At 67.1% G+C, this 25,819-nt stretch carries 15 protein-coding genes; 7 read left to right on the top strand and 8 right to left on the bottom strand.

What is annotated here, in order from left to right; all coding sequences use genetic code 11:
• The first annotated feature begins 80 nt into the window (after positions 1-80).
• From XcodCFBP4690_RS01060 to XcodCFBP4690_RS01075, 4 genes are all read left to right on the top strand, one after another.
• Complete coding sequence (locus XcodCFBP4690_RS01060) at positions 81-7,160, top strand: Hpt domain-containing protein (protein WP_104539206.1); 7,080 nt, start codon at positions 81-83, stop codon at positions 7,158-7,160.
• A 7-nt stretch (positions 7,161-7,167) separates the two neighbouring features.
• On the top strand, positions 7,168-8,355 hold the full coding sequence (locus tag XcodCFBP4690_RS01065) for a chemotaxis protein CheB (RefSeq protein ID WP_104539207.1): 1,188 nt from the start codon (positions 7,168-7,170) through the stop codon (positions 8,353-8,355).
• Positions 8,356-8,388: 33 nt separating this feature from the next.
• Complete coding sequence (locus tag XcodCFBP4690_RS01070) at positions 8,389-8,868, top strand: chemotaxis protein CheW (RefSeq protein ID WP_104539208.1); 480 nt, start codon at positions 8,389-8,391, stop codon at positions 8,866-8,868.
• A 79-nt stretch (positions 8,869-8,947) separates the two neighbouring features.
• Positions 8,948-9,538 carry a GNAT family N-acetyltransferase gene (locus XcodCFBP4690_RS01075; protein ID WP_104539209.1) on the top strand — a complete coding sequence of 197 codons (591 nt, stop codon included), beginning with the start codon at positions 8,948-8,950 and terminating at the stop codon, positions 9,536-9,538.
• Positions 9,539-10,153: 615 nt separating this feature from the next.
• Here the strand turns inward: XcodCFBP4690_RS01075 and XcodCFBP4690_RS22285 are convergent.
• Positions 10,154-10,837 (bottom strand): hypothetical protein, encoded by a 684-nt coding sequence (locus XcodCFBP4690_RS22285; protein ID WP_146091800.1) that lies wholly within the window; start codon positions 10,835-10,837, stop codon positions 10,154-10,156.
• A 450-nt stretch (positions 10,838-11,287) separates the two neighbouring features.
• Here XcodCFBP4690_RS22285 and XcodCFBP4690_RS22290 point away from each other — a divergent pair, with 450 nt between their 5' ends.
• Positions 11,288-12,136, top strand: coding sequence for a hypothetical protein (locus XcodCFBP4690_RS22290; RefSeq protein WP_146091801.1), 849 nt, complete (start codon positions 11,288-11,290; stop codon positions 12,134-12,136).
• On the opposite strand, the gene XcodCFBP4690_RS01085 is transcribed toward XcodCFBP4690_RS22290, so the two are convergent.
• Both XcodCFBP4690_RS01085 and XcodCFBP4690_RS01090 read right to left on the bottom strand, forming a co-directional pair.
• Positions 12,091-12,663, bottom strand: a complete 573-nt coding sequence (locus tag XcodCFBP4690_RS01085) for a sigma-70 family RNA polymerase sigma factor (RefSeq protein WP_104539289.1) — start codon at positions 12,661-12,663, stop codon at positions 12,091-12,093. The two genes, XcodCFBP4690_RS22290 and XcodCFBP4690_RS01085, sit on opposite strands and share 46 nt — an antisense overlap.
• A gap of 29 nt (positions 12,664-12,692) precedes the next feature.
• Complete coding sequence (locus tag XcodCFBP4690_RS01090; protein WP_410049716.1) at positions 12,693-14,159, bottom strand: vWA domain-containing protein; 1,467 nt, start codon at positions 14,157-14,159, stop codon at positions 12,693-12,695.
• A 1,027-nt stretch (positions 14,160-15,186) separates the two neighbouring features.
• On the opposite strand from XcodCFBP4690_RS01090, the gene XcodCFBP4690_RS01095 reads away from it, so the two are divergent.
• Together XcodCFBP4690_RS01095 and XcodCFBP4690_RS01100 are read left to right on the top strand one after the other, a co-directional pair.
• Positions 15,187-16,251: a glycosylasparaginase gene (locus XcodCFBP4690_RS01095; protein WP_104539212.1), complete on the top strand. Its 1,065-nt coding sequence runs from the start codon at positions 15,187-15,189 to the stop codon at positions 16,249-16,251.
• Positions 16,248-16,979, top strand: coding sequence for a copper homeostasis protein CutC (locus XcodCFBP4690_RS01100; protein ID WP_104539213.1), 732 nt, complete (start codon positions 16,248-16,250; stop codon positions 16,977-16,979). Before XcodCFBP4690_RS01095 ends, XcodCFBP4690_RS01100 begins: the two co-directional genes overlap by 4 nt.
• A gap of 102 nt (positions 16,980-17,081) precedes the next feature.
• On the opposite strand, the gene xopL is transcribed toward XcodCFBP4690_RS01100, so the two are convergent.
• The 5 genes from xopL to XcodCFBP4690_RS01130 all read right to left on the bottom strand — a co-directional run bounded on the left by xopL (position 17,082) and on the right by XcodCFBP4690_RS01130 (position 25,710).
• Positions 17,082-18,857 carry a type III secretion system leucine-rich repeat domain-containing effector XopL gene (gene xopL, locus XcodCFBP4690_RS01105; protein WP_104539214.1) on the bottom strand — a complete coding sequence of 592 codons (1,776 nt, stop codon included), beginning with the start codon at positions 18,855-18,857 and terminating at the stop codon, positions 17,082-17,084.
• An 85-nt stretch (positions 18,858-18,942) separates the two neighbouring features.
• Entirely contained in the window at positions 18,943-20,091 is a 1,149-nt protein-coding gene (locus XcodCFBP4690_RS01110) for a sialidase family protein (protein ID WP_104539215.1), read from the bottom strand.
• 369 nt (positions 20,092-20,460) lie between these two features.
• Positions 20,461-20,661 carry a hypothetical protein gene (locus XcodCFBP4690_RS01120; RefSeq protein ID WP_104539216.1) on the bottom strand — a complete coding sequence of 67 codons (201 nt, stop codon included), beginning with the start codon at positions 20,659-20,661 and terminating at the stop codon, positions 20,461-20,463.
• A 658-nt stretch (positions 20,662-21,319) separates the two neighbouring features.
• Complete coding sequence (locus tag XcodCFBP4690_RS01125) at positions 21,320-23,158, bottom strand: glycoside hydrolase family 35 protein (protein WP_104539217.1); 1,839 nt, start codon at positions 23,156-23,158, stop codon at positions 21,320-21,322.
• A 206-nt stretch (positions 23,159-23,364) separates the two neighbouring features.
• Positions 23,365-25,710 carry a GH92 family glycosyl hydrolase gene (locus XcodCFBP4690_RS01130; protein ID WP_104539218.1) on the bottom strand — a complete coding sequence of 782 codons (2,346 nt, stop codon included), beginning with the start codon at positions 25,708-25,710 and terminating at the stop codon, positions 23,365-23,367.
• Positions 25,711-25,819 lie beyond the last annotated feature (109 nt).

Genomic DNA, 25,819 nt, shown 5'->3' on the forward strand with positions numbered 1-25,819 from the left:
GCGCGTAGTCGCATTACGTCGATGCAGGAAGTGACCGGTGGCTGCGCAAGCGGTGTGCCGGCCGTAGTCAGGGGGCTGCAATGAGTGCGCTTCGCGATGCGATGAGCCACGCCGCGCTGGGCTGGGTCAAGCCGGAGCTGGACGAGACCTTGCGCCAGGCGCGCAACGAGATCGAGTACTTCGCCGAAGAACCCTCCGACACCAGTCGGATGCGTTTTTGCGCCGGCTACCTGCACCAGGTGCAGGGCACCTTGCGCATGGTCGAGCTGTATGCGCCGGCGATGGTCGCCGAGGAGCTGGAGCTGCTGGCCCAGGCCGTGCAGGCAGGCGAGGTGGCCGACCGCGACGAAGCCTGCGCCATGCTGATGCGCGGCACCGTCCTGCTGCCCGATTACCTGGAGCGCCTGCAGAACGGCCATCGCGACATTCCGATCGTGCTGCTGCCGCTGCTCAACGAAATCCGTGCCACGCGTGGCCAGCCGGGTCTGAATGAAAGCGTGTTGTTCGCGTTCGACCCGCAAGCCGGTGTCGCCACCGAAGCCGAGCTGGATCACGCCCGCGGCAGCCTGAGCGGGCGCAATCGCGAGCTGCTCGACACGGTCGGCAGCGCGGTCAAGGAAGAATTGCTGCGCGTCAAGGACGCGCTGGACCTGCACCTGCGCACCGGCGGCGACATCGCCGAGTTGCAGACCCAGGTCAACGACCTGGGCAGCGTGGCCGACACCCTGGGCATGATGGGCCTGGGCGTGGCACGCACGGTCGTCGTGCAGCAGCGCGATGCGCTGGCGCGCGTGGTCGACGGCCAGGTGCAGATGGACGAAGGCGTGCTGCTGGATATCGCCGGCGCGCTGCTGTACGTGGATGCCTCGCTGGATGACCAGGTCGCCAGTCTTGGCGCCGACATCGGCGATGGCAACGAAGCCAGCAACAGCGCCACCTCCTCGGAGGTGCGCCGCACCGTGGACGTGCTGGCGCAGGAAGCGATCGCCAATTTCGGTGCGGCGCGCGAGCACTTCGTCGCCTTCATCGAAACCAACTGGGATCACGCGCGCCTGGCCGAGGTGCCGCACCTGCTGGGCGAAGTCGGCGGTGCCTTGCGCATCCTCGAACTGCCGCAGGCCGCCGATTACCTGGAAGGCGTGCGCCGGTATGTCGATCTGGAGCTGATCGGCAAGCAGCGCGTGCCCAGCGGCCGCCAGCTGGACACCCTGGCCGATGCGATGGCCAGCCTGGAGTACTACCTGGAAGCCCTGCGCGAGCGCCGTCCCGGCCGCGAGGAGATCCTGGACATCACCCGCAACAGCCTAGAAACGCTGCGATATTGGCCGCTGCCGTCCGGGCAGCCGTCCGAATTGCCGGTGGGTACCGACCAGCCGGGCAGCGTCGTCGAGCCGCAACAGGTCGCCGTCGGCGGACTGCAGCTTGCCGGAACCCCGGATGCGGCGGCCAACGATGCCGCCCCGGCCGCCGCGCTGGAATGGGCCAACGCAATCGTGGTGGAACCGCCGTTCGTGGCCAGCGCGGTGCACGACACCGGCGCGGCAGCGACCGATACGGTGTTTTCGTTCGACCCGGTTGCCGCCGAGGAAACCGTGTCCGGTCAGGCGCACGTGCCGTTTACAGTGGCGCCACTGGACCTGTCCGACGATGGCGCGCAGGCGCCTGGCGATTGGCAGCTGGAAACGACCGAACAGGCGCCGCCGCTTGCTCCCTCCGCGTTCGACCCGGTGTCGGCCGAGCAGGATGGGCATCTCGCCAGCGAGGCCGCGCAGGTCAGCTACACCGTGGACCTGAGCGCCCTGGAACAGGAACATGCCGCGGCGCCCGTGGTGGCCGATGAGGCGCCGCTGCAGATCGAGCAGATCAGCTTGCCGGGCGACGCCGATCAGACCGACGCGCCGCTGGAGTTCATTGCCGAAAACCAGACGCGCCGTGCGCAGGTCAGCATCGAGGATGCGTTCTCGCCGCCGCCAGCTCCGCCTGCGCTGCCGCAGGAACCGGACGGCCCGTTCGTGGATGCCGTGCCCGATGCGCCGGACGCAGCGGTCGAAGCGACTGCCGAGCACACCACGCCGCGCGTGCAACAGGCCGTGGTCAGCGAGTTCGAGCTGGATGCGGCATCGGCTGCGTTCCTGGCCGATCTCGATGCAGCTGCCGCGCAGTTCGACACCGAGCGGCCGCAGGTCTCGCCGGGCAGTACCGATACCGCAGCCGATACCGCGCCGGTGCAGGCGCCTGGCGAGCCGGTGCCGGCGGCGGCCGATGCCGGCATCTTCGGCGGCTTCGGCGACAGCGATATCGATGACGACATCCGCGATGTGTTCCTCGAAGAATTCGACGAGGAACTGGTCAACCTGGGGCAGTTGCTGCCGGTCTGGCGCGCTGCGCCGAACAGCCCGGACAACCTGCGTCCGATCCGCCGCGTCTTCCACACCCTGAAGGGCAGCGGCCGCCTGGTCGGTGCCAGCGTGCTCGGCGAGTTCAGCTGGAAGATCGAGAGCATGCTCAACCGCGTGCTCGACAACTCGCGCCCGCCCAGCCCGGCGGTGGTGGCGATGGTCGAGCTGGCCTACCAGGTGCTGCCGCAATTCAATGCAGCATTGCGCGAGCAGGGCCGCATCAACGCGGACCTGCCGGAAATCCAGGCCATCGCCGAGCGCGTGGCTGCCGGTGAAGAGGTCTATTACGTGCCTGCGGCGGCGACGCCGGCAAGCACCGAGGTGTCCGCGGTTGCGGCCGTGGCCGGCGCATCTGCGGCCAGCGGCGGAACGCCGGCATCGGTGGACAGCGTGCTGCGCGAGATCCTCGAAGCCGAAGTCGCAACGCATCTGGACACCGTCAACGCGTGGCTGCAGGCCAGCCAGGCGGCGCCGCAGTTGGCGACCGAAGAACTGTTGCGTGCCGTGCACACCATGAGTGGCGCGTTCGCAATGACCGACGTGCCGGAAATCACCCTGGTGACGACCCCGGCCGAGAGCTATGTGAAGCGTCTGCTCGCGGCATCGGCAACGCCGTCGCCCGAAGGTATCGATGCGATTGCGGCCATGGCCGCGGCGATCGCCACCACGGTCACCGCATTGCGCGCCGACGCGCCAATGATTCCATCGTTCGCGCCGTTGACCGAGCGCCTGCGCGCCCTGGTGGACACCCTGCCGGAAGCGCAGTGGCCGCCGCAGGCGTTCCTGGAAGACCTGGACGATGTCGACGCGGCGAGCCAAGAGGCTGCCGGCGGCGACGCGAGGGTCGAACTGACCGGTGTGGAAGACCTGTCGCAGTACCTGGATGCCAGCGCACTGCCGTCCGAGTCCACCTCGCCGACGCCGCTGGCCGACCACACGCACGCCGCCGACGCCGACGCTCCGATCGCGGTGGACGAACTGGCCGAAGCCGAGGCCGATCAACACGCCGCGCATGCGCTGCAGGCACCGGCGCCGGACGATCACGCCGCACTGTCGCAGGATCAGCACGCCGCGCACGTCGACACCGCAGAGACGGCAGTCGACGACGCTGCAGCTGTGCAGGGCGACGCCGTGGGCGCCGACCATCACGAAGCTGCGACGCTGGCCGACGACGCACACGACACGCTGGCCGATGAGCCGGCGGTCGAAGCCGATGCCTGGGACGCCAACGAAGGGCAGCCTGCCGATGCCGCCGAAGCGGCGCTGGCGCACGCTGCGGCGCAGGTACCGGTCGATTCGGGTGACACGCAGGCGCATGACGTGCCCGATGCGAATGCGTCGTTTGCTGCGCACGACGCAGCAGCGGGCGATGCGGCTGCAGATGGCACGGACACCGGCGTTTCCACGCAGGACACCGTGGTAGTCGACGAGCTGGCCGACGCGGAAGCCGCGCTTGGCCAGGCGCAGACGCTTGCCAGTGCGGACGATGCCCACGCCGTGGCCGACGACGCGACGGTCGAGAGCATCGACGCGCTGGAAGCGGTGCACACCGATGCCCCGGTGGGCGAGGAGGCACCCGCCGCCATCGCCGAGGACTGGACGCCGGAAACCACGGCGCTGGACAGCGTGTCGACCGATCACGACTTGCCGCAGGGCGATCGAGGCGAGGCGGAATACGCCACCGAGTCGTCCGATGCCGATGCCACCGCGCCGGGCCACGCCGAGGACGTCGCCGAGGACGTCGCCGAGCAGGCAGGTGAAGACGAGGCCGCACCGTCGCACGACGCCCACGCCCACGCCGACGCCGACGCCGACGCCGACGCCGACGCACAGCATGCTGCGCAGTCGGATGCGGACGCCGAGGTACATGCGGAGCAGTCGCAGTTGGAGGAACCCGCTGCCTGGGACATGCCGTCCGAGACACACGCAGAGTCCGGCGAGCACACCGGCACGGCCGAACACACGGCAGTCGAGGACGCGACGCACGGCGAACACGTTGCCGAGATCGAGGCCGACCACGCCGACGCGGCGCATGCGCAGTCCGGTGGACATGACGATTCGATGCATACCGATGCGGCGCTGCCCGAGCACACCATCGAATCGGTGCAGGCGTTCGAAATGGCGCATGCGGCCGACCAGGTGGAAGAGGCGGGCGATCGGCCGGCGGACATTGCGCCCGACGTGCATGCCGAGCCGGTTGCCGAGACCGACGCACAGCACGATGGCGAACCTGCATCCGTCGATGCGACAGCCACGACAGACCAGGTCGGGCACCTGGAACAGGCCGGGCACGCCGATGCTGCCGAACACGACGCCTCTGCCAGCGAACACGCGGCTGCGCCGGAAGACACCGCTGCCTTCAGCGCGCCGGTGGAAGACCCCGCGCGTGCCGATACCGTCAGCAATGACGTCGGGGCCGCGTTCGATGTGGGCCCGCTCAACTTCGATCAACTCGATGGCGAACTGGTCGACATCTTCGTCGAGGAAGGCCGCGACCTGCTCGATCACAGCGATGGCCTGATCGCGCGGATGCGCGAAACGCCGGACGACCGCGAGGTGCTCAACGGCTTGCAGCGCGACCTGCACACGCTCAAGGGCGGCGCGCGCATGGCCGGCATCAACGCCATCGGCGACCTGGGCCACGCGATCGAATCGCTGCTCGAAGCTGTGGCGGCCAACCGCACCGATATCGACCGCGACGACGTGCGGCTGTTCGAGCGCGGCTTCGATCGTCTGCACCAGTTGCTGACCCGTACCGGCATGCACCGCGCGGTGGCCATGCCCACCGACCTGGTGGATGCCTTCGAAACCCGCACCCGTGGGCGCAATGCCGCAGAGCCCAGCGACGCGGACGTGCGTGCGATCGCCAAGGCGTCGGTGGAACCGGCACCGCTGTCGGCACCGATCCCGGTCGAAGGCCAGAGCGAAGACGATTTCCTGCCGCGCGTGCAACAGGAGCAGGTGCGCGTACGCGCCGATCTGCTCGATCGCCTGGTCAACCACGCCGGCGAAGTGGCGATCTACCGCTCGCGGCTGGAACAGCAGCTGGGCGCGTTCCGGGGCGCCATGGGCGAACTGGATCGCACCAACGCCCGTCTGCGCGACCAGTTGCGCCGCCTGGATCTGGAAACCGAAGCGCAGATCGTGGCGCGTTACCAGCGCGAGCAGGATCAGGGCGACCGCACCTTCGATCCGCTGGAACTGGACCGCTTCTCCACCCTGCAGCAGCTCAGCCGCGCGCTGAACGAATCGGCCGCCGACTTGGGCGGTTTGCAGGGCGTGCTGGAAGACCTCTCGCGTCAGTACGACGGCCTGCTGCAACAGCAGTCTCGTGTCAGCTCCGAGCTGCAGGACGGCCTGATGCGTGCGCGCATGGTGCCGTTCGACGGCCTGGTGCCGCGCCTGCGCCGTGTGGTGCGCCAGGCCGCCAGCGACACCGGCAAGCAGGTGCACCTGGTGCTGGAAGGCACCCAGGGCGAACTGGATCGCAACGTGCTCGATCGCATGGTCGCGCCGCTGGAACACATGCTGCGCAACTCGGTCGCGCATGGGCTGGAAACGCCCGAGCAGCGCCGCGACGCGGGCAAGCCGGAAGAAGGCAGCATCGCGATCCGTCTACGCCGCGAAGGCTCGGAAATCGTGCTGGAAGTGGCCGACGACGGCGCCGGGCTGGACCGCGAGGCGATCCGTCGCCGTGGCGAACAGCGCGGCCTGATCGAACCGGGCCAGGAACTGAGCGAGGCCGAACTCGACAACCTGATCTTCGCCTCCGGCTTCAGCACCTCCGAGCAGGTCAGCCAGCTGGCTGGCCGTGGCGTGGGCATGGACGTGGTGCGCAACGAAGTACGCCAGCTCGGCGGCTCGGTGGACATCCACTCGGTGCGTGGCCAGGGCGTCTCCTTCACCCTGCGCCTGCCGCAGACGCTGGCGGTCACCCAGGCGGTGTTCGTGCGGATCGGCGACACCACCTTCGCGGTGCCGGTGGCGTCGGTCAGCGGTATCGGCCGCATTTCGCGCACCCGCTACGAGTCGGGCGAGGGCGGTTATCACTACGCCGGCGAAGAGTACGTGCTGCACGACCTGGGCTCGCTGGTCGGCCAGGCCGCGGCGCGTGCCGATGGTCAGGCGCAGGTGCCGTTGCTGCTGGTGCGTGCGGGCGACCTGCGCGCGGCGGTGGCGATCGACCAGGTGCTGGGCAACCGCGAAATCGTGGTCAAGCCGGTCGGCCTGCAGATCGCCTCGGTGCCGGGTATCTACGGCGCCACCATCACCGGCGATGGCCGCGTGGTGGTGATCCTGGACGTGGCGCCGTTGGTGCGTCGTTACCTCAGCCAGCCGGCGCGTCCGGCGCTGGACACCCCCGCCGAAGCGCAGCGCCAGGTGCCGCTGGTGATGGTGGTGGACGACTCGCTGACCATGCGCAAGGTCACCAGCCGCGTGCTGGAACGCCACAACCTGGACGTCACCACCGCCCGCGACGGTGTCGAGGCACTGGAACTGCTCGAAGAGCGCGTGCCCGACCTGATGCTGCTGGACATCGAAATGCCGCGCATGGACGGCTACGAGCTGGCCACCGCGATGCGAGCCGACCCGCGCTTCAAGGCGGTGCCGATCGTGATGATCACCTCGCGCAGTGGCGAGAAGCATCGCCAGCGCGCCTTCGAGATCGGCGTGCAGCGCTACCTGGGCAAGCCTTACCAAGAGTTGGATCTGATGCGAAACGTGTATGACCTGCTGGGGATCGCCCGTGTCCGAGACTAATGGCGCAATGGGAACTCCGGTCGCCCTGCTGGGCCGGCCCGGACAGGCGCGCGAACGCCTGCGCGAAGCGCTTGGCCTGGCCGGTGCGCAGGTGGTGCTGGAAGACGAGCCTGCGGCCGTGGACGTGCAGATGCTGCGCGATGCCGAGCCGGTGGCGGTGTTGGTGGCGCTGGAGCCGGCCATCGAAGACGCGCTCGAAGCGCTGGAGCCGGCCTTCAACATCCCTGGCGTGACGGTGATCTTCGACGAGGCCGAACTCACGGTGCGCCGCGAGGGCTGGGAAGCGCAGCGTTGGGTACGCCATCTGGCTGCCAAGCTGCACGGCCATGCCGACGTGTTGCCGCCGGGTACCGAAAGCGAGCCCTCGCTGCAGCCCGAGCCTGGTCTTGCGCTTGCGCCGCAGCAGCATTCGGACCTGCAGCTGGACCAGCACCTGGAAGCGGCCGCGCATGCCTTCGAAAGCGTGCCTGGCGATGGCTTGTTCACCCATGCCCCCGAGCACGCCGAGACATCGGCCGGTGCCGGAACGGCCGCCCAGACGCTGGGCGATTCCAGCACCTGGGGCCTGGTGGATGAGGTCGCCGTGGTGGTGCGTCCGCGCACCGGACCGGACGTGGCTGCGCTGTCCACCGGCGGCCTGTCGCTGGTGGATCTGGAGCACAGCGGCGAGGTCACCGGTGCGGTGCTGGTGATGGCCGGGATCGGTGGGCCGGATGCGATCCGTCGCCTGCTGGCCGCATTGCCGCCGCAATTCCCGCGCGCCGTGCTGGTGCGCATGACCCTCGATGGTGGCCAGTACGGCAACCTGGTGCGGCAGATGGGGCGCGTGTCCGCGCTGCCGGTGGAGCTGGGCGAAGCTGGGCAGACCGTCGCAGCGGGCAAGGTCTATGTGTTGTCCGACGAGATCGGCCTGCAGCAGCACGCCGGCGCACTGGCCTTCGTAGCGCAGAGCGATCCGGCCGGGCTGATCGCTGCCTTGCCGCCGGCCGACAGTGCCGTGCTGATGCTCAGCGGTGCCAACGAAGCATTGGTGGAAACCTCGCTGGCGCTGGCCGAGCAGGGCGCCTGGCTGGCGGGTCAGTCCGCCGATGGCTGCTACGACCCGGCTGCGGCAGCGCGGCTGGCGCGACAAGGTATCTTGACCGGCGATCCCGCGCAGTTGGCGCAGGCGCTGGCACAGCGTTGGCCGGCGTAAGCCGGGCGCTTCCTCTCAGATCGGAACAGTGCGATGAGCTACGCCAATAACGACGAAATCCGCGGCGTCCTGATTCAGGCGGGCAACGAGCGCGTGCTGCTGCCCAACGCGACGGTGGCCGAGGTGATGTCGCGCGTGGCGGTCGAAGCGCTGCCGGACATGCCGCGCTGGGTGGTCGGGCGCATCGACTGGTACGGCTGGAAGGTGCCCTTGCTGTCGTTCGCACGCCTCAGCGGCCTGGGCGACGAACCTGCGGCATTGAACAACAAGGTCATCGTGCTGAAGGCGCTGGGCGGCAATCCCGCACTGCCGTACTTCGCCCTGCTGACCGCCTCGTTCCCGCAGCTGATCTCGGTGCCGCGCGACGGACTGCTGGCCGACGCGTCGGAAGACGCGCTGCCGGAAGGCGTGCACATGCGCGTGCTGCTCGGCGAGCAAAGCGCGCTGTTGCCGAACCTGGATGCCATCGAGTGGCAGGTGGCGCAGGCGCTGGCAGCGGCCGACGCCGCCTGAGGGCGGCTGACCCAGTTTCTGTTTTAGCCGTGTCTCACGCAGAGGGCTATCTGCAACAACGCGGTAATGGAGGCAGGCAATGAGCTTGCCGGCGTTTCTGCCGCGGCGGCACGCCGACGGTGTGCTGCTCTGCGACCTTGCCAGCGCCGACCCTGCCGCGGTTGCCGACTATCACGCGCGCAACCGTGCGCACCTGGCCGATGCGATGCCGCTGCGGCCGGAAGCGTTCTACACCGCAGAAGGCTGGCGGAGGCTATGCATCGCCTATCGCAATTCTGTTCCTGGCGAGCGCGAACTGCAGCTGGTGCTGGTCTCGACGCAGCAGGTGATCGGCACGGTGGGGTTTACCCAGATCCAGCGCGGTGCGTTTCAGGCCTGCCATCTCGGCTATGGTCTGGATGCCGCAGCGCAGGGCCGTGGCCTGATGCATTGGGCTGCCACGCAGGGCATTGCGTTCGTGTTCGGTCCGTTGGGCCTGCACCGGGTGATGGCGCAGTACGTGCCGGAGAATGTGCGCAGCGCGCAGGTGCTGGCGCGGCTGGGCTTCCAGATTGAAGGCCGCGCGCGGCGTTACCTGCAATTGAATGGGGTATGGCGCGACCACGTGCTCAGCAGCCTGTTGCGCGAGGACGGCGAGGCTGGCGAGAACGGTGAGCTGACCCAAGGCTGAGTGGCGCAGCGAAGGCGTGCGGTTTGTGAGGTCTCTGGCTGTGATTGTGCGTTGCGCGTTGGCCGGCGATCGCTGAGGCCCGGAGTCGCGTTGCACCGGTGCGTTGATGCCGGGACGGCGCGCTGAGGATGCACTGCGTGATCCTGCCTTGGCCGGAACTTTGGTGGACTGCGCGCTATGATCGGCGCCTTCAACGGCCAAGCGTGCCAATGAGCTGCCGTACTCGATGGATGGGTGGCACCAACGCCGGGGGCGCACGCGCATCGCCGCGCTGTGACCTGAAGGTGGAACACGTGTGTGCGGATGCGCTGGGCTTGGATATTGCCGCCGCCCGCTGCCCGCCGCCCGCATGCATGCATGCAGCGGGTCGCTGCAAGCTCAACTGTCGTCATCGATCCTCTGCGCAACAGCGAACCGCACGGGTCCAATACATCGGTGCGCACTGCGCTACACGCTTTGCTCTTGCGGTGGCACGGATCAGCAGTTGCTGCCGAACGGCTGCGGTTGGCCTTCATAACCAAGCGGCGTCCACAGCCACTGTACGATTGGTCCACGCCGATTCCGGGCAGCGGCCCTGCCAATCTTGCGGCTGAAACCCAGCTGCAGGCGCCGGGCTCAATCGGTGTTCGAGGCGACCTGCACTTCGATGCGCAGGCGATCATCCGGTAGCTGCGCATTGGACGCGATCTCGATCTGCGTGGACCAACCGCGATTGCGGCAGGCGGTACGCAGCTGGTCCACCCAGCGCCTGACGTCAGGTGCACCTGGTGTGGCGGCTTCGAGACGCAGCCTGGTCGGCGCTCGCTGGCCCGCGCGCAGATGGCGATCGATCCATTCGCCTGGAGTGCTCGACAGTGGCAGCAACTGCACTGCCGCGGCAGATGCAGCGCGCTGCTGCGCAGTGTCGGATGTCGCAAGCCTGCTGGCCGAGATCGGTTGTGACGCCGTTGCTTCGCCCGGTATTGCAGCAGTGTCGTCTGCCTGCCGTCGCTGGGCCGCGGGGGCCTTCAGTGGAGCCGTTTTCGGCGCAGTGCGCGATGGCAGTCCGGAAGGCTGAGTGGCTGGAGCGTCATTGTCAGCCTGGATGGGCGGTGTCGACTTGCCGGCCTCGGCGAGTGATCGCTGCTGGGTGTCGATTGCCGGCAGGGGTGCGCCGGGGACGTGTGCCGACGGGGGAGCCGCTGCGTTCGGCCGCTCCTGCGTGGTCTGTTGCGCGCTACCGTTGGCGATCGCGACAGATTCCCGCTCGGCAGACAGGGGCCGAGCGGCGCCGAGATCGGGGTCGGTAATGGCTGCCATCGGGGCTGCAGGCATCGATGGGGCCGGTGCAGCGACCATCGGTTCCGGCAAGGCTGCAGCCGGCGCAGGCGGTGCCGGTGGAGCGGGCGAGGCAGACGGCGCTGGACTCGGGGGAGCGGCGAATCTGTCTGACGGCGGTGCCGATGCAGGGCGTGGCATGGATGCCAATGGTGGTGGCATCGGCGAGCGTTCTGCGACCAAGCCGCTTTCGAATGCAGATGCAGAATCAGACTCGGCCGGGCTTGCCGCCACCGACCCAGCCTGCGGTTCATTGATCTGGTCTGCAGGCTCCTGGACGGCGACGCGTGCCGCCTCCATGGCCGGCACGGGCACCGGTGCGTTGGCCTGCCAGTGCAGCCCGACACCCACGGCCAGGATGACGGAGGCAGCCAGCGCCAGCGTCGGCATCCAGCGTTGTCGGCGCGCGCGCCGCACCGCCGGTGTTGCCGCATGCAGGGTATCGGCTGCTGCCGTAGCACCGTGCGTTACGGCCTTGGTCGTTACCTGCGACGTTCCGACGGCCTGTGCCGCGCTCTGTGCGCGATCGCCCGCTGCAGGACTGGACACCTCAGCGTTCGCATCCTGCGCAGCTGGCTGACTGTCATCGGCCGACGCAGCCGCTTCAGCGCCGTCGTGCCGATACCGTGCATCGCCATCGGTCGATTCGGTGCCGGTGGCCGGCGGCTGCAGCTGCTGCAGCCATGCACGCGTCGCGTCCTGCACGGGTGCGCCCAGCGCCTGCGTCGCATCTTCGCCGGCACCGAGGCGCGCCTGGACGGCGGCGCGCCGTGCGGCCTGGGCCAGGTCGGCCTGTGCGGCTGCCGCAGCAAACACCGCGGCCATCGATGCTGGCGGTTCGAACGGCTGCGCCGTTGTGTTGCGCGAGCTATCGGCCGGCGTTGCGGTGTGGGGTCTGTCAGCCTGCACGGCCGACGCGACAAACGGGGTGTCCATCGATGCGGGCGGCTCGAATTGTCCGACCTGTTGCGCGGCCGCATCGCGCGCGCCTTCCGCGGGCGGCGTGGCTTGCGTCTGATCGGATTGCGCAGCCGACGCGGCAATCGGCGCGCCCATCGATACGGGCGGTTCGAACTGCGCGGCGTCTTGCGCGGATGTGTTGCGTGCGCGCTCGGCCTGCTGCGCGGCCTGTGCAAACCAGGCATCCATGCGCGCAGGCGGCAGATAGCCCGGCTGGGCCTGCAGCAGTGCAGCCAGGCCGTCGTCGCCAGCCAGAAAGCGCTCGAAGGCCGCGCTCATTGCACTGCGTCCAGGCTCAGGCGCAGTTTGGCGAAGGCGTAGCGCAAGCGGCTCTTGACCGTCTCGAAGCCGTCGCCCACCACCTGCGCGATGTCTTCCACCGCCAGCCCGACGAAGAAGCGCAATACCACCACTTCGCGCTGCGCATCGGGCAGGGCCATGACGGCGACGCGCACGCGCTGTTGCTGCTGCCCCAGCATGGCCAGCTGTTCGGTGGACAGGTCGTCGTCGGGCAGCTGCAGGTGGGTGTCTTCCAGCGGTACCGAGGTGGCGACATAGGCGCTGCGCCGCGTGTCGAGCCAGGCATTGCGCGCGATCTGGAACAGGAAGCTGGTAAAGGCGGCCTGCCCCGGGCGATAGTCGCTGCAGCGGGTCATCAGCTTGACCCAGGTTTTCTGCGCAAGGTCTTCGGCCTCGCTCAGATTGCCTTCGCATTGCCATGCCAGGAAGTTGAACAGGGCGCGGTTATGGCGCTTGAACAACTCGGTGGCCGGTTGTTCGACAAACCCATTGGCGACGAGGAGCATGAGCTCCTCGTCGGGTAGCGGCGCAAGATCGGCTGGATGCATGCGCGCAGTATAGGCAACCGCCGCGTGCATCAGTCCGCGGTTGCGAGCGGCCGGCTGCCGAGTGCTTCGGCCTGCTGCACCATGCGCAGGAAGTCGGCGCGATACCCGTAACGATCCTTGCCGATACTGCCTGCGGCCAGGGCGCGCACCTGCGGGAAATCCCAGCCGTGCAGCTGGCTGCCACCGCGCAGGCGCTGGCCGAAACCGGCCACGGCCGCAGAGAACCGGAAGGCCTCGCTGGAGGCATCCAATGCCACCTTCTGGTCGCTGCGGATGACGGTGTCGAGCAGGCTGCTGCGGTGCGCGCTGGGCAATTTGTAGCGCAGCTTGAGGTAGGCAAGTTCGTTGTCTGCGTTGCCGGCCGGACGCAGCAGGCTGGCGGCGTAGCGCAGCGGATCCACCGACGCGGGGCTGGTGATCGGGGTGATTTCATACAGCGCGGTCACGCTGTGGCCGGCACCGATGTCGCCGGCATCGACCTGGTCGTTGTTAAAGTCCTCGCGGCGCAGGGCACGATTCTCGTAGCCGATCAGCCGGTACTCCTGCACCGTTGCCGGATTGAACTCGACCTGGATCTTGACGTCGCGCGCGATGGTCTCCAGCGTGGCGCCCAGTTCGTGGGTCAGTACCTTGCGCGCTTCCAGCGGCGAGTCGATATAGGCGTAGGCACCGTCGCCGGCATCGGCCAGTTGCTCCATCAGGGTGTCGTTGTAGTTGCCGGTGCCAAAGCCCAGCGTGGACAGCGCCACGCCGGAACGCCGCTTTTCGGCCACCATGCCCTTGAGCGTATCGAAGTCGGTGACGCCGACATTGAAGTCGCCATCGGTGGCCAGCAGGATGCGATTGATGCCGCCGCGCAGGTAGCTTTGCTGTGCCGCGCGGTAGGCCAGCTCGATGCCGCTGGCACCGGCGGTGCCGCCACCGGATTGCAGGCTGTCGATGGCTTCCACGATGCGCCCCTGCTGGTTGCCCGGCGTCGGCGGCAACACCACCGCGGTGCTGCCGGCGTAGGTGACCAGGGTGATGCGGTCCTGCGCGCGCAGCTGGCGCGTCAACAGCTTGAGCGAGGATTGCAGCAACGGCAGCTTGTCGGGCGCGTCCATCGAGCCGGAGACATCGACCAGGAACACCAGGTTGGCGGCCGGCAGCGCAGTGGTCTTGACATCGCGTCCATTGATTCCGATGCGCAGCAGCAGGTGCTTGCCGTTCCAGGGCGCGGGCGCCAGTTCGGTGCGTACCGCGAAGGGCTGGCCATCGCGGGGCGCGGGGTCGTCGTAGCGGAAGTAGTTGATCATCTCCTCCACGCGCACCGCATCCACCGGCGGCAGGCTGCCACTGGTGAGATAGCGCCGCACGTTGCTGTAGCTGCCGGTATCGACATCGATGCTGAAGGTGGACACCGGGTTGTCCGCGGCCTGCACGATCGGGTTGTCGCTGAGGGTCTGATAGGTTTCGCGGTTCTCGGCCGGGGCGGCCGGTGGCGCCTGCATGATCATGCTGCGGCTCTCCGGGAGTGCCATCAGCGCCGCAGCAGGCGCTTGCCGCGCCAGCGCGCCGCTGGGCATCGGTGCAGGCCGCGCGTGTACCGGTGGCGCTGGGGGGGCGGGCGTGTACGCGACCGGCGGAGACGGCGCGGACTCGGCAGCAGGCGTGTATGCGATGTCGTCGGTGTAGGGGGACAGCGCCGCTGCCTCGGGCGATGCGGGCGGGTCGCCGACGACGGGTGAGGTGGGTTCGTGCGAGCAGGCGCTCAGCAGCAAGGCGAGCGCGAGAAGGCTGTGACGTGGCATGGGAATCCTTTGCGTGGCGAGAACGAATGGGTGAACAACCGGGCAGCCCGAGGTCGCCGTGCACTGCGCCTCTGCAGTTGAAACGGGCCAGGGCGGCAAACGGGGTTAAACGGATGCAGTTTTTTTTTTGAAGCACGGCCGTGGCGCTCAATGGCCGTCGGCGGGAGTGGCTTGGCGCTGTCCGAGGGGTTTGCGGATCCGGCTCGGCGGCGCGTGGCGGGCGCAGCCGCGCTGGTCGGTTGACGTGCGTTGAGAATCCGAGACGGGTCGTGGCATTTATGCAGTCCGCCTTGGTTCGCGCAGGTCCTGGAAGCAAAGGATGGACGCTTCGTCCACGGATCAGATCGCCATCGGCTCGCGTCTGGCGATTGCACGCGGTGGACCGGAGGTGTTGCCGCTTGCTCGCCCGACGCCTTGCCTTTGTATTGGCGGCAGGTCCTGGCATACGCCATCGACGCAGCAGTCAGAGCGCAGGTCCGCCATGGCCGACATCCGCTTGCCCGCGTCCACTGGCCTGCATCGACGTCCGTGCAGGCTGTCTGCAGCAACAGCGCTGGCCGAAGTTGCGACCTTGCGAACGGAGGTGCGGCCGCGCGCATCATGCCTGCGGGCGTTATGCCTCAATCCGCATCGCGGCGCGGGGTAATGCGGTTTATCCGCGGGCGTCGCTGCCGCATGATGGGAGGCTGCGGCGCAGTGCGCAGCATCTGTTTCCGTTACGGAGTTCGCCTGGATGATTCAACGTCGTCATTTCCTCAAGAGCGCCACGCTGGGCGCCATCGCTTCCGGCCTGGCCGGATGGGGCGCGCGTGCGCAGGCCGCGGCCGCAGGCACGTCGGCTGTACGTCCCGCAGCGTTGCCCAAAGGCCAGGCGCGGGTGATTTCCACCTGGGATTTCGGCGTGGCCGCCAACCAGGCCGCGTGGAAGCTGCTGAGTACCGGTGGCATGGCGCTGGATGCGGTGGAGGCCGGTGCACGTGTGCCCGAAGCGGACCCGAACAATCCCACGGTGGGCCTGGGCGGGTATCCGGATCGCGATGGGCGGGTGACGCTGGACGCCTGCATCATGGATCACCTGGGCAATTGCGGCGCGGTGGCGTCGCTGGAAGACGTGGTGCATGCCATTTCGGTGGCACGCGCGGTGATGGAAAAGACCCCGCATGTGATGTTGGTGGGTGACGGCGCGCGGCAGTTCGCGCTTGCGCAGGGTTTTCCGCAAACCAAGCTGCTGACGCCGAGTTCGGAAGCGGCGTGGAAGCAATGGCTGAAGACTTCCCAGTATTCGCCCGAGGCCAACGTGGAAAACCGCGCCTGGCGCGACGCCAAGCTGCCCGGCGGCAAGGACAACCACGACACCATCGGCATGATTGCGCTGGATGCGCACGGCAATCTGTCCGGCGCGTGCACCACCAGCGGCATGGCGTGGAAGATGCACGGGCGGGTCGGCGACAGCCCGATCATTGGCGCCGGCCTGTATGTGGACAACGAGGTGGGCGGCGCCACCTCCACCGGCGTGGGCGAAGAGGTGATCCGCAATGTCGGCAGCTTTGCAGTGGTGGAAATGATGCGCCAGGGCAAGTCGCCGGCCGATGCATGCCGCGAGGTGGTGATGCGCTTGATCCGCCGCAAGCCGGAGCTGACGCGCACGCTGCAGGTGGGATTCCTGGCGATGAACACGCGTGGCGAGGTGGGCGCGTTCGCGATCCAGAAGGGTTTCAGCTATGCGGTCTGCGATGCGCAGCGGCAGGATCTGCTGGTGCCCGGCGACAGCCACTACACCACCGAGCCGGCCGCATGAGCGCGGTGGGCCTGGAAGTGGCCGCCGATTCGGTGGCATCGGCCGTGGCCGCGCAGGACGGCGGGGCGATGCGGGTGGAGTTGTGCGGCGGGCTGGATGGCGGTGGGCTGACGCCGTCGTTCGGCACGCTGGCGGTGGTGCGCGCGCGCTTGCGGATTCCGCTGTATGTGCTGATACGCCCGCGCGTGGGCGACTTCGTGTTCAGTGCCGATGAGGTGGAGGCGATGTGCCGCGATGTGCAGCAGTGCGTTGCGCTGGGCTGCGATGGCGTGGTGCTGGGCGCGCTGGATCGGCATGGCCAGGTCGATATGGAAACGATGCGCGTGTTGATCGAGGCGGCTGGCCCGCTGGGCGTGACCTTCCATCGTGCGATCGACGTCAGTGCCGAACCTGCGCGCGCGCTGGAAGATGCGATTGCGCTTGGCTGCGAACGCGTGCTGACGTCGGGCGCACGTGCGAGTGCGCCGGAGGGAATCGACACCATCGCCGCGTTGGTGCGGCAGGCAGGTGGGCGCATCGGCGTCATGCCGGGTGCCGGGCTATCCGAGCACAACATCCGCACCGTACGGCAGCATACCGGCGCCCACGAATTCCATGCGTCGGCGCGAGGCATGATCGCCGCCCAGGTGCCGTCTCCGCACCCGTATATCCGTGACCTGGGCGGAGACTATCAGCGGACCGATATCGTGCGGGTACAAAGGATGGTGGACGCGTTGCGGCAACAGTGAAACACGCGCAACGGGTCGTTCGGCCATGGGAGGCGCCGCCCGACCTGCTCAGGCACGACGACGGCGATGCCCGATTGACCGCCCTGCGTGTCGCGTCTACCGCTATTGCTGGTGTGAAGGTTCCGAGGTTATGTGCTGTTCGCTATCAGCGTCGTCGCCGACCTGCTCGGGAATGTGCAGTGGGAAGGAGGGGAAGCGTTCCCGTTCTTCGGGGTATGCATCGACAATCAACTCCCGGGTCTTCCACATCTGGACCGCCCTGGCCAGCGTCTCTGCGTTGAGCTGGCTTGCTTGGTGATAAACGAACTGCCCGAGATGATCGACGATGCCAAGGTGCGCGCTCTTCTGCGCCTTCCAGTTGCTGACGTTCGTGTAGTGGCTGCGGAGGCCTTCCTCGGACGGGTCTTCGACTCTGGGGGATGGGCCTGCGATGTCGCTCACCCGTGCCAGGAAATGACCATCCCTGCTTTCCTCCAGCATTTTCTTCAATGCCGGGATCTGACCGAAGGTGGTGGGAGTTCCGGCGTCGCGCTCTTGTGGAAGATAGGAGGGGGCGCCTTCCAGAAAGGGATTTCTTTCCTGATCGATGACCGTGCTCAGCATGGCCTGTGCGGTGGCTTCGATGCGTTCGAGCGCAACCTTGTGCAGAGGTTCGGTTGTGGGCGCCGAGGAGGATGCGCTGGCTTGATTGCCGGCAACAGGTGGCGAGAGATCCGGGGGGGCTGGGCCAGCCTGCTCTGGTTCGGCGGGGCGTGCAATCAGACGAAGACGGTCGAGTTCCGCCTGTAAATGCGGCGGCAGCCGGATCGTGCAACTGGCAGGTAATCTGGCGATCGACGAGGGCAGTCTGGAGAGATTCTCGCAGCCTCGCAGGTCGAGTTCTTCAAGTTGCGTCAGGCGGTGGATGTCCAGCGGCAGGGTGCGCAGGTTGCTGCAGTCTTTCAGACGCAGTCGTTTCAATGGCGCACTGCCGCCAAAAATCGGCGGATAGTTGCACAGCGCTGTGCAGCCTTCCAAATCGAGTTCTTCCAGCCTAGGCATTCGATGGATGGCCGGGGCAAGGTTGGACAGCGGCGAATTGCGTATCTGTAGGGTTTTCAGGTTTTGCAGGCCGGTGATGGAAGCCGGAAGCGATGTGATCCCGGTCCCCACCAGCTGCAGCTTCTGCAGGTTGACCAACCCCTCGTGCTCGCCGGATGCATTGGTGCTCGCCAGGCGTTCGGGAAGTTCCTTCAATTCCGGGCAGGAAAGGATGGAAAGCTCACGCAATCGGCTAAGGGTTGCGATGGATGCAGGTAGCGAGTCAAGCGGATTGTGCGCAAGCGTCAGTGTTTCCAGGCTCGCGAATTGCTGCATGGTGGCCGGAAGCTCCATCAACCCCGCTGCGTTGATCGTCATGTGCTGCAGATGAGAAAGACGGTATGCCTGATCGGGAAATTGCGGAAGGGGAACTGAGTGCAGCTCCAGCGCTACCCGCCCCGGTAGTGTTGCGTCTTCCAGCATGTCGGCTGTTGCCTTGAGCGCCCGGGCCGTTCTTGTTTCGACCTGCGGATCGTTGCTGTTGGCCTGGCGCCATGCGCTGTGCCAGCGGCTGCGATCTGCGCGGTAGTGTCGTTGCCATTGCGACAGGACGTCGCGGTACGGGCGAAGCGCTGTGGAGCGCTGCAATGGTGAAGCGCCAACGGTCGGTGGCACACGGGGGCGACCGGACCGGTAGCCAGGCACATATCTGATCAGGCCGCCGAGTATGCCGGTAGGGCGTTCGGGCGCGGAGTGTGCGGGTGGGACATCGCGCGCGGGTGCATTCGCATTGGACGCATCCTGCTCTGGCAGTCCGACAGGCGTGCCCGGCGGGCGTGGTTGATCGACGCGTCGCATCGCATTCCTCGTCTTGGCGGTAGCTCACCGACGATGATCGGCATGCAACGCTACTGGCGAATCCGTGGAGGCGAAGCCACCGTCATCACGACGAAGGATCGGCGACGTGGCCGCATGCCGTTGTGCAGCGCTCAGACTGCGTTGCGGGGGCGGGCGCCTGGCAGGGGCCGCATGCGTCGATTCGCGTGGGATCGAGCACCACGTGCTTGATGCGCTGGCGCTTCCATGTGTAGCTGATGTGGACCAGCCCATCGCGGGTCTGGATCGCGGCAGGATACGAAAATTCGTCCTTGGCGCTGTCTTCCAGCGTGAACACTCGCTGCCAGTGCACACCATCGTCCGATAGTGCCACCGCCAGGGTGCCGCGTCCTTCCCACCAGTTGGTGCCGGCGATGGCAAGGTTGTAGACCAGCAAGGCGCGGCCGTCGCGCAGCAGTACCGCGTCGGTGCCGGAATTGGGATTTTGCACATCCAGCAGTTGCATCGGTTGCCAATGCAGGCCGCCATCGTCGGAGAAGGTGCTGAAGAGCTTGTTCTGCTGGCTGCGGCCCAACGCCTGCACGCGTCCATCGGCATGCAGCAACAGGCTGGGCTGGATCGCGCCGATCACGCCCGGGTCGTTGAGCGGCATGCCGCGCTGCCAGTGTGCGCCATCGTCGTCGCTCCATTCCAGATGCGCGCGCCAGCCACGGTCTTCGCTGCTGCTGGGTGCCAGGATGCGCCCGCTCGGCAACTGCAGCGGCTTGTTCTTGATCGGCCCAAGGATGCCGTCCGGCAAGCGCTGCGGTGCCGACCATGTCGCGCCGCTGTCCATGGAGGTGAGCCGCAGCCCCCACCACTGCCGCGGGTTGGGGCCGAGTTTGTAATACAGCTGCACCTGCCCGCTGGTTGATTGGAAGAGCACCGGATTCCAGGCCGGCACATCGACACCGTGCTCGCCCGCGTGCGCGCCATCGGCGATGCGTTGCGGGGCCTGCCACTGCTGCGCGCCACGCCGCGCCAGCCAGATGCCGACGTCGGACGCACCTTCGCGCGTACCGCCAAACCAGGCCGCCAGCAGCTGCCCATCGCGGGTTTCCAGCAGGGTGGAGGCGTGCGCCTGCGGCGTGGGGGCGGGGTCGGCAATGAATTCGCTGTGCACGATGGGCGATGCCGGAGAAGAAGGAGAGCCTGCCTGCGCCTTGCAGGCAGCAAGACTGGCAACAAGGCAGGTCAGCAAGCGCGTGGATACCATCGGGTCCGGTGCTATGTGGAGTGAATAGAGACCTGTTTATCATCTATTTCATACCTGTGCTCTGGAACCGCTGGCAAAACGACTGCGCCGCTGGCGCCGCCAGGCGGGCGCAGCCGGTGCTTGAACTCTCCACGTATCACTCGGGCACTCCGATTCCGGGCGTGGCGTCCACATTCACACCAGGAGGGCGTGATGCAGGTCTATCGCGTGGATACCACGGCGGCCGCCGGTGCCGGCGGAACGATGGCGCAGACTGGCGTGGCCGATGACCTGACCAGCCTGCTCACGGTGCTCCAGGCGTTCAAGTGAGGCAGCGAACGACTGGCGATTGCAGATCGTGCTCGCCAGCGGTTCGCGTGTTCGGCGTGCTCAGGCCGCGTTGTCGTCGCGGACCTGCGGCGGCAACAGCGTCTGCGGCTTCTTTGCCGATTCGGTCTGGCACAGGAAGGCCATCCGGTGCGCCGCCTCGGTGCTGTCCATGGGCTTGCCGTGGACCTGCTCGGCGAACGCCTGCTGGGTGTGCTCCGCATCGGCGGGAACGGAATCTTGCGTAACGGTGGACGAGGACATGCAACGCTCCTGGAACCTGCAATCAAGCCGTCAACGTCGCAAGCAAGCGCATCCGTCACGGGGTCAGCCGGTGATCTTGCCTGGAATCTGGTCCGCCCGATACCAGGGTGGCAGCGGGCGGTGCAGGTGCACCGGACTTCCAGATAACGGCGCACAGTGCGCGGTCTGAAGGGTGGGGAGTCTGGATGGCTGACGCGGAGTTGGGCGGCGGTGGGTTTGGCGGTAATGCAGGGGGCCAGCGATGTGTCTGCGTGGTGACGCTGCTGGCTGGACAGTGGATTTGTAGATGTGCCTGATCGGCTGGCTGCATGCGGCGATGAAGTGCGTGAGGATTGACCCGAATCCGTACCCGTAGCCTCAACCCGTCTCCCGAGGACAGCCGGGTTTTATCCCTTCTCCCCTCGGGAGAAGGTGCCCCGCAGGGGCGGATGAGGGTGCGGCGTAGCTTGCTGTGCCTAGAGTCGCGCGCATCACGCACTGGGACCGTGCCCGCGCGCGCTATCGACGTTCAAGGAAATGATGGGTTTAGCGCGTGCGGCGCGCGCGCTCCAAGGCATACGCGCCAGTGGCGCGTATGCCGTGCTTTCTCGCTCCTAGGGGAGGGGCCTTTGTTCTGCGCGTGCCTGCCAGCGTCTGGGCCTGTGCGACGGTGCCGCGATCAATTCCCAGGTTTGATCCACACCTGCTGTTTCAGGCCGCGCACGCTGGGCTTGGCAGTGCTGTCCAGGTCGAACACCACCACCGCGTTGTCGCCCTTGCGCTGGAACGGCGCGGGGAAATACAGCGCCGTCTGCGGGCCGATGTTCCAGTGGCGGCCCAGGTTGACGCCGTTGGCCCAGGCGATGCCCTTGCCGAAGGCGCGCATGTCCAGATAGGTGTCGGTGGGTGTGCCGATGCGCAGGTTGCCGCGGTGAAACGCCGGGCCTTGTACGGGCTTGCGGGTCCAGCCGCGGAGGCTGTCGGGCGAACGCATCGGCAGCGGGAAGGCCTGCCAGCCGGTGAGTTGTTGGTTGTCCAGCAGCACCGGGTCGACCAGGCCGGCGCGGCCGTCGGCCATGCGTGGGCCGTAGTTGATGCGGCCGCTGTTTTCGACCAGGACATCCAGGGTGTGCTGGCCAGCCGGAATGTCCACGTCGGTGGAGATCTGTTGCAAACGCCGTTCGACGCTGCCCACTGGCTGCTGATCCACATACACGCGCGCTACGTCGCGCACCTCGCCCAGATACAGCGAACCCTTGCGCGGGCCGGTAATGGTGGTGCGGTAGAGGATGTAGCCGTAGTCCTGGCCGAAGTGCTCCATCGGCTGCGGGGTGTCGATGGCGATCGGGGCTGGCAGGTTGTCCCATAGCGAGGCCGATTCGCGCAGTTGAGTTTCCGGCAGTGTGGTGGTGGCGATCGGCGCGGGGAGCGCCGGTGCTTGCACGCCGGTGACGCGGGCGATGGCATCGCGCATCAGCGCGAACTTGGGGGTGGGCTGGCCGGCTTCGTCCAGCATGGCGTTGTAGTCGTAGCTGGTGGTCTGCGGTGCGTAATGGTCGCTGGGGTTGCCCTGGAAATTGGCGCCATTCATGAAGCCGAAACTGGTGCCGCCCACGAACATGTACAGGTTGGCCGAATAGCCCTGGCGCAGGATCCATTCCAGCTCTTCGGTCTGTTGCTTGGCATCGGTGTTGGCGTGCGGCGTGCCCCAGTGATCGAACCAGCCGGCCCAGTATTCGCCGACCATGCGCGGTTGCTCGGGGCGGAACTTGATCAGTTTGTCGAACGCGCTCTTGGCCTCGCCTGGCGCGAAATTCACCACCGCCAGGGTATCGGGCAAGGTGCCATTGGCGAGCATGTCGGCGCCGTCGGAGGTGAACAGCAAGGCCTTGTCGAAGCCGGCTTTGACGTACATGGCGCGGTTGTCGGCCATGTAGGCGTGGTCGTCGTCGTAGGAGCCGTACTCGTTTTCCACCTGCACGGCGATGATCGGCCCGCCATTGTGGTTGAGCAGCGGTTGCACCTGCTTGGCCACCGCATCCAGGTAGGCCTGGCTGGCGGCCAGAAAGCGCGGGTCGCGGCTGCGCACGCGGATATTGTCCTTGCCGAACAACCAGGCCGGATACCCGCCGGCCTCCCATTCGGCGCAAACGTACGGGCCCGGGCGCAGGATCACGTTGAGGCCTTGCGCGGCGGCTTCGCGGATGAAGGCGGCAACATCGTTGTTGGCGGAGAAATCGAAATGCCCCTGCTGCGATTCGACCAGATTCCAGAACACGTAGGTTTCCACCGTGTTCAAGCCGAGTGCGCGTGCCTTCTGCAGGCGATCCTTCCAGTAGGCGCGCGGGATGCGCTGGAAGTGGATGGCGCCGGAGAGGATCTGGTACGGCTTGCCGTCGCGCACGAACTGCGTGCCCTGCGTGCCGAAGGTGGGCCAGGGATCGTCCTTGGCCATCGCGGTGATGGGAAGCGCGAAGGCCAGGGCCAGAACGAGAGGGGTGAATGTGGCGCGCAGCATGGGCGATTCTCGACGGTGGCGAGTGAGTGGTGAGTGGGGGGCGATGGGAGTGGATTGTGTGCGTGTGGCGGCTTGTGCGTTGGCCCTCATCCGCCCTTCGGGCACCTTCTCCCGCTTGCGGGAGAAGGAAGAGGCAGGCCTCCCGCTTGGGGAGAAGGGAGGGGCGAGCCTCCCGCCCGCGGTGAGTGCGATGCCAGCAACGTGCGCTATGCAAACGACGGCGGCAAATCCTCCTTGTTGGCGCCGAAGGCCAGGTTCGGCGTCGCGCCCATAGCGAATTCCAGTGTGCCGCCTGCGGACAGATCGGCGTGGCGCAGCCAGGCACGGTTGATGGGTCTACCGTTCCATTTCAGCGACTGCACATAGACGTTCTGCGCGCTGTTGTCCTTGGCCAGGATACGCAGCGTGCGGCCGTTGCCGACGTCGAGCTCTGCGCGCTTGAACAATGGGCTGCCCACGATCCAGTTGCCGCTGACTGGATCCACCGCGTACAGGCCAAGCGCGCTGAGTACGAACCAGGCGCTCATCTGCCCGCAGTCCTCGTTGCCGGACAATCCATTGCGCGCGTCGTGATATTGCTCGCGCAGCAGCCGGCGCACCATCGCCTGGGTCTTGTACGGTTGGCCGGCATAGGCGAACAGATAGGCCACATGGTGGCTGGGTTCGTTGCCGTGCGCATACTGGCCCACCATGCCGTCGATGTCTGGCGGCGCATCGGCCGGCAGCTCGGAGCTGGTGGAAAACAGCTCGTCCAGCTTGGCCACGAAGCCATCGCGGCCACCGTACAGGTCCATGTAGCCGTACAGGTCGTGCTGGTTGAGGAAGGTGGCCTGCCAGGCGTTGGATTCGGTGAAATCGCGCCACTGTTTGCCATGGCCCATGCCGCGCGGGTCGAACGGTGTGGCCCAGTTGCCGTCTTCCAGGCGCGCCTGCACGAAGCCGCTGTCGCGGTTGAACACGTTGCGATAGTTGCGCGAGCGCGCGCGCAACGCGCGGGCATCGGCGCTGGCACCGGCCGCCTGCGCCAGGTGCGCGCAGGCCCAGTCGTCATAGGCGTATTCCAGGGTACGGCTGACCGCTTCGTCCACCTTGTCGGCCGGGATGTAGCCGAGCGTGCGGTAATACGCCAGGCCGTGGCTGGTGTCGTCCATCGCACGTTTGCGATACGCCGGCCATGCGGCTTCGTAGTCGATGCCGGTGAAGCCCTTGGCGTGCGCTTCGGCCAGTACCACGGCCGAGTGATAGCCGATCATGCAGCCGGTTTCCACGCCCTGCAGCGGCCAGATGCCCACGCCGTCCGGGCATTCGTTGGCGCCGCGCACCAGGCATTGCACCAGGTCGGGCACGCGCTCTGGCTGCACCAGGGTGAGCAGTGGATGTGCAGCGCGGTAGGTGTCCCACAGCGAGTAGGTGCTGTAGTTGTTGTAGCCGCTGGGCGCGGTGTGGATCTGCAGGTCCATGCCGCGGTAGCGGTTGTCCACGTCGGAGAACAGCGTGGGCGCCAGCAGGCTGTGATACAGGCCGGTGTAGAAGATGCGCCGTTGTGCTTCGTCATCGCTGTCGATGCGGATGCGGGCGAGTTCCTTTTCCCAGGCAGCGACGGCTTGCGCATGCACGCGCGCAAAGTCGAAGTCCGGCAGTTCGGCGTCCAGGTTGGCCAGCGCGTTCTCGGCGCTGACAGCGGAGATGCCGACCTTGATCAGCAACGGTGCGTCGGCGGCGTCGCGAAAGTGCAGCGCGGCCTTGAGATGGGTGCCGTCGCGGCGGTGCGTGCCGGCGGGCAGCGGTCGATCTTCGTCGTACAGCTGCACGCTGGCGAACGGCCGCGACAGCCGCAGGGCGAAATAGATGTAGCGCCCCTTGGCCCATCGATAGACACGGCGCCCGCCGGTCAGGGTTTGCGCATCGACCACGCGCAGCTGCGCATCGCTCACGCGAGTGGGAATGCCGGGTTTGTCCTGCATGCCATGGCACAGGTCCAGCAGCACGTGTGCGGGTTTGCCCTTGGGAAAGTGATAGCGGTGCAGGCCGGCGCGCGCGGTGGCGGTGAGCTCGGCATGCACGCCGCTGTCCTTCAGCCGCACGCGGTAGTAGCCAGGCGATGCGGCTTCGTCGCTGTGGTCGTAACGCGAGCGGTAGCCGGCATCGGGATCATCCAGCGGGCCGGGCACCAGCTTGACCTCGCCGGTGGCCGGCACCAGCAGGAAATCCAGCATGTCGCCGATGCCGGTGCCGGACAGATGGGTGTGCGAGAAGCCCATGATCGAGCCATCGGATTCGTGATAGCCCGAGCACGAATCCCACACCGCGTTGTAGGTGTCCGGGCTCAGCTGCACCATGCCGAACGGCAGCGTGGCGCCGGGAAAGGTGTGGCCATGGCCGCCGGTGCCGATGAATACATCGACATGCCGGGTGAGATCGGCGCGAGTGCGCGCGTCGGCCGGGAGCGCGTAGTTTCCGGCGCGCGCGCGGGCCAGTCCGGTTGCAAGTGCGCCGCTGCCGAAGAGGGCTGCGGCGATGGCGCCTTGGAGGAAGCCGCGTCGTGTTGCCATGGTGTTTGCTCTCGTAAATCATGGGCCGGTGCGGGAGCGCCCTCATCCGCCCTTCGGGCACCTTCTCCCGCACGCGGGAGAAGGAATGGGGCAGCTGTTCGCATGCGGG

Source organism: Xanthomonas codiaei (assembly GCF_002939785.1).
Lineage (GTDB): Bacteria > Pseudomonadota > Gammaproteobacteria > Xanthomonadales > Xanthomonadaceae > Xanthomonas > Xanthomonas codiaei.

Bases quoted from the DNA above. Each gene is read 5' to 3' on its own strand.
- XcodCFBP4690_RS22290 (WP_146091801.1), top strand. From the start codon at position 11,288: ATGCAGGGTATCGGCTGCTGCCGTAGCACCGTGCGTTACGGCCTTGGT.
- XcodCFBP4690_RS01075 (WP_104539209.1), top strand. From the start codon at position 8,948: ATGAGCTTGCCGGCGTTTCTGCCGCGGCGGCACGCCGACGGTGTGCTG.
- XcodCFBP4690_RS01070 (WP_104539208.1), top strand. From the start codon at position 8,389: ATGAGCTACGCCAATAACGACGAAATCCGCGGCGTCCTGATTCAGGCG.
- XcodCFBP4690_RS22285 (WP_146091800.1), bottom strand. From the start codon at position 10,837: ATGGCAGCCATTACCGACCCCGATCTCGGCGCCGCTCGGCCCCTGTCT.
- XcodCFBP4690_RS01065 (WP_104539207.1), top strand. From the start codon at position 7,168: ATGGGAACTCCGGTCGCCCTGCTGGGCCGGCCCGGACAGGCGCGCGAA.
- XcodCFBP4690_RS01110 (WP_104539215.1), bottom strand. From the start codon at position 20,091: ATGGTATCCACGCGCTTGCTGACCTGCCTTGTTGCCAGTCTTGCTGCC.
- XcodCFBP4690_RS01085 (WP_104539289.1), bottom strand. From the start codon at position 12,663: ATGCATCCAGCCGATCTTGCGCCGCTACCCGACGAGGAGCTCATGCTC.
- XcodCFBP4690_RS01125 (WP_104539217.1), bottom strand. From the start codon at position 23,158: ATGCTGCGCGCCACATTCACCCCTCTCGTTCTGGCCCTGGCCTTCGCG.
- XcodCFBP4690_RS01100 (WP_104539213.1), top strand. From the start codon at position 16,248: ATGAGCGCGGTGGGCCTGGAAGTGGCCGCCGATTCGGTGGCATCGGCC.
- XcodCFBP4690_RS01095 (WP_104539212.1), top strand. From the start codon at position 15,187: ATGATTCAACGTCGTCATTTCCTCAAGAGCGCCACGCTGGGCGCCATC.
- XcodCFBP4690_RS01060 (WP_104539206.1), top strand. From the start codon at position 81: ATGAGTGCGCTTCGCGATGCGATGAGCCACGCCGCGCTGGGCTGGGTC.
- XcodCFBP4690_RS01130 (WP_104539218.1), bottom strand. From the start codon at position 25,710: ATGGCAACACGACGCGGCTTCCTCCAAGGCGCCATCGCCGCAGCCCTC.
- xopL (WP_104539214.1), bottom strand. From the start codon at position 18,857: ATGCGACGCGTCGATCAACCACGCCCGCCGGGCACGCCTGTCGGACTG.
- XcodCFBP4690_RS01120 (WP_104539216.1), bottom strand. From the start codon at position 20,661: ATGTCCTCGTCCACCGTTACGCAAGATTCCGTTCCCGCCGATGCGGAG.
- XcodCFBP4690_RS01090 (WP_410049716.1), bottom strand. From the start codon at position 14,159: ATGATCATGCAGGCGCCACCGGCCGCCCCGGCCGAGAACCGCGAAACC.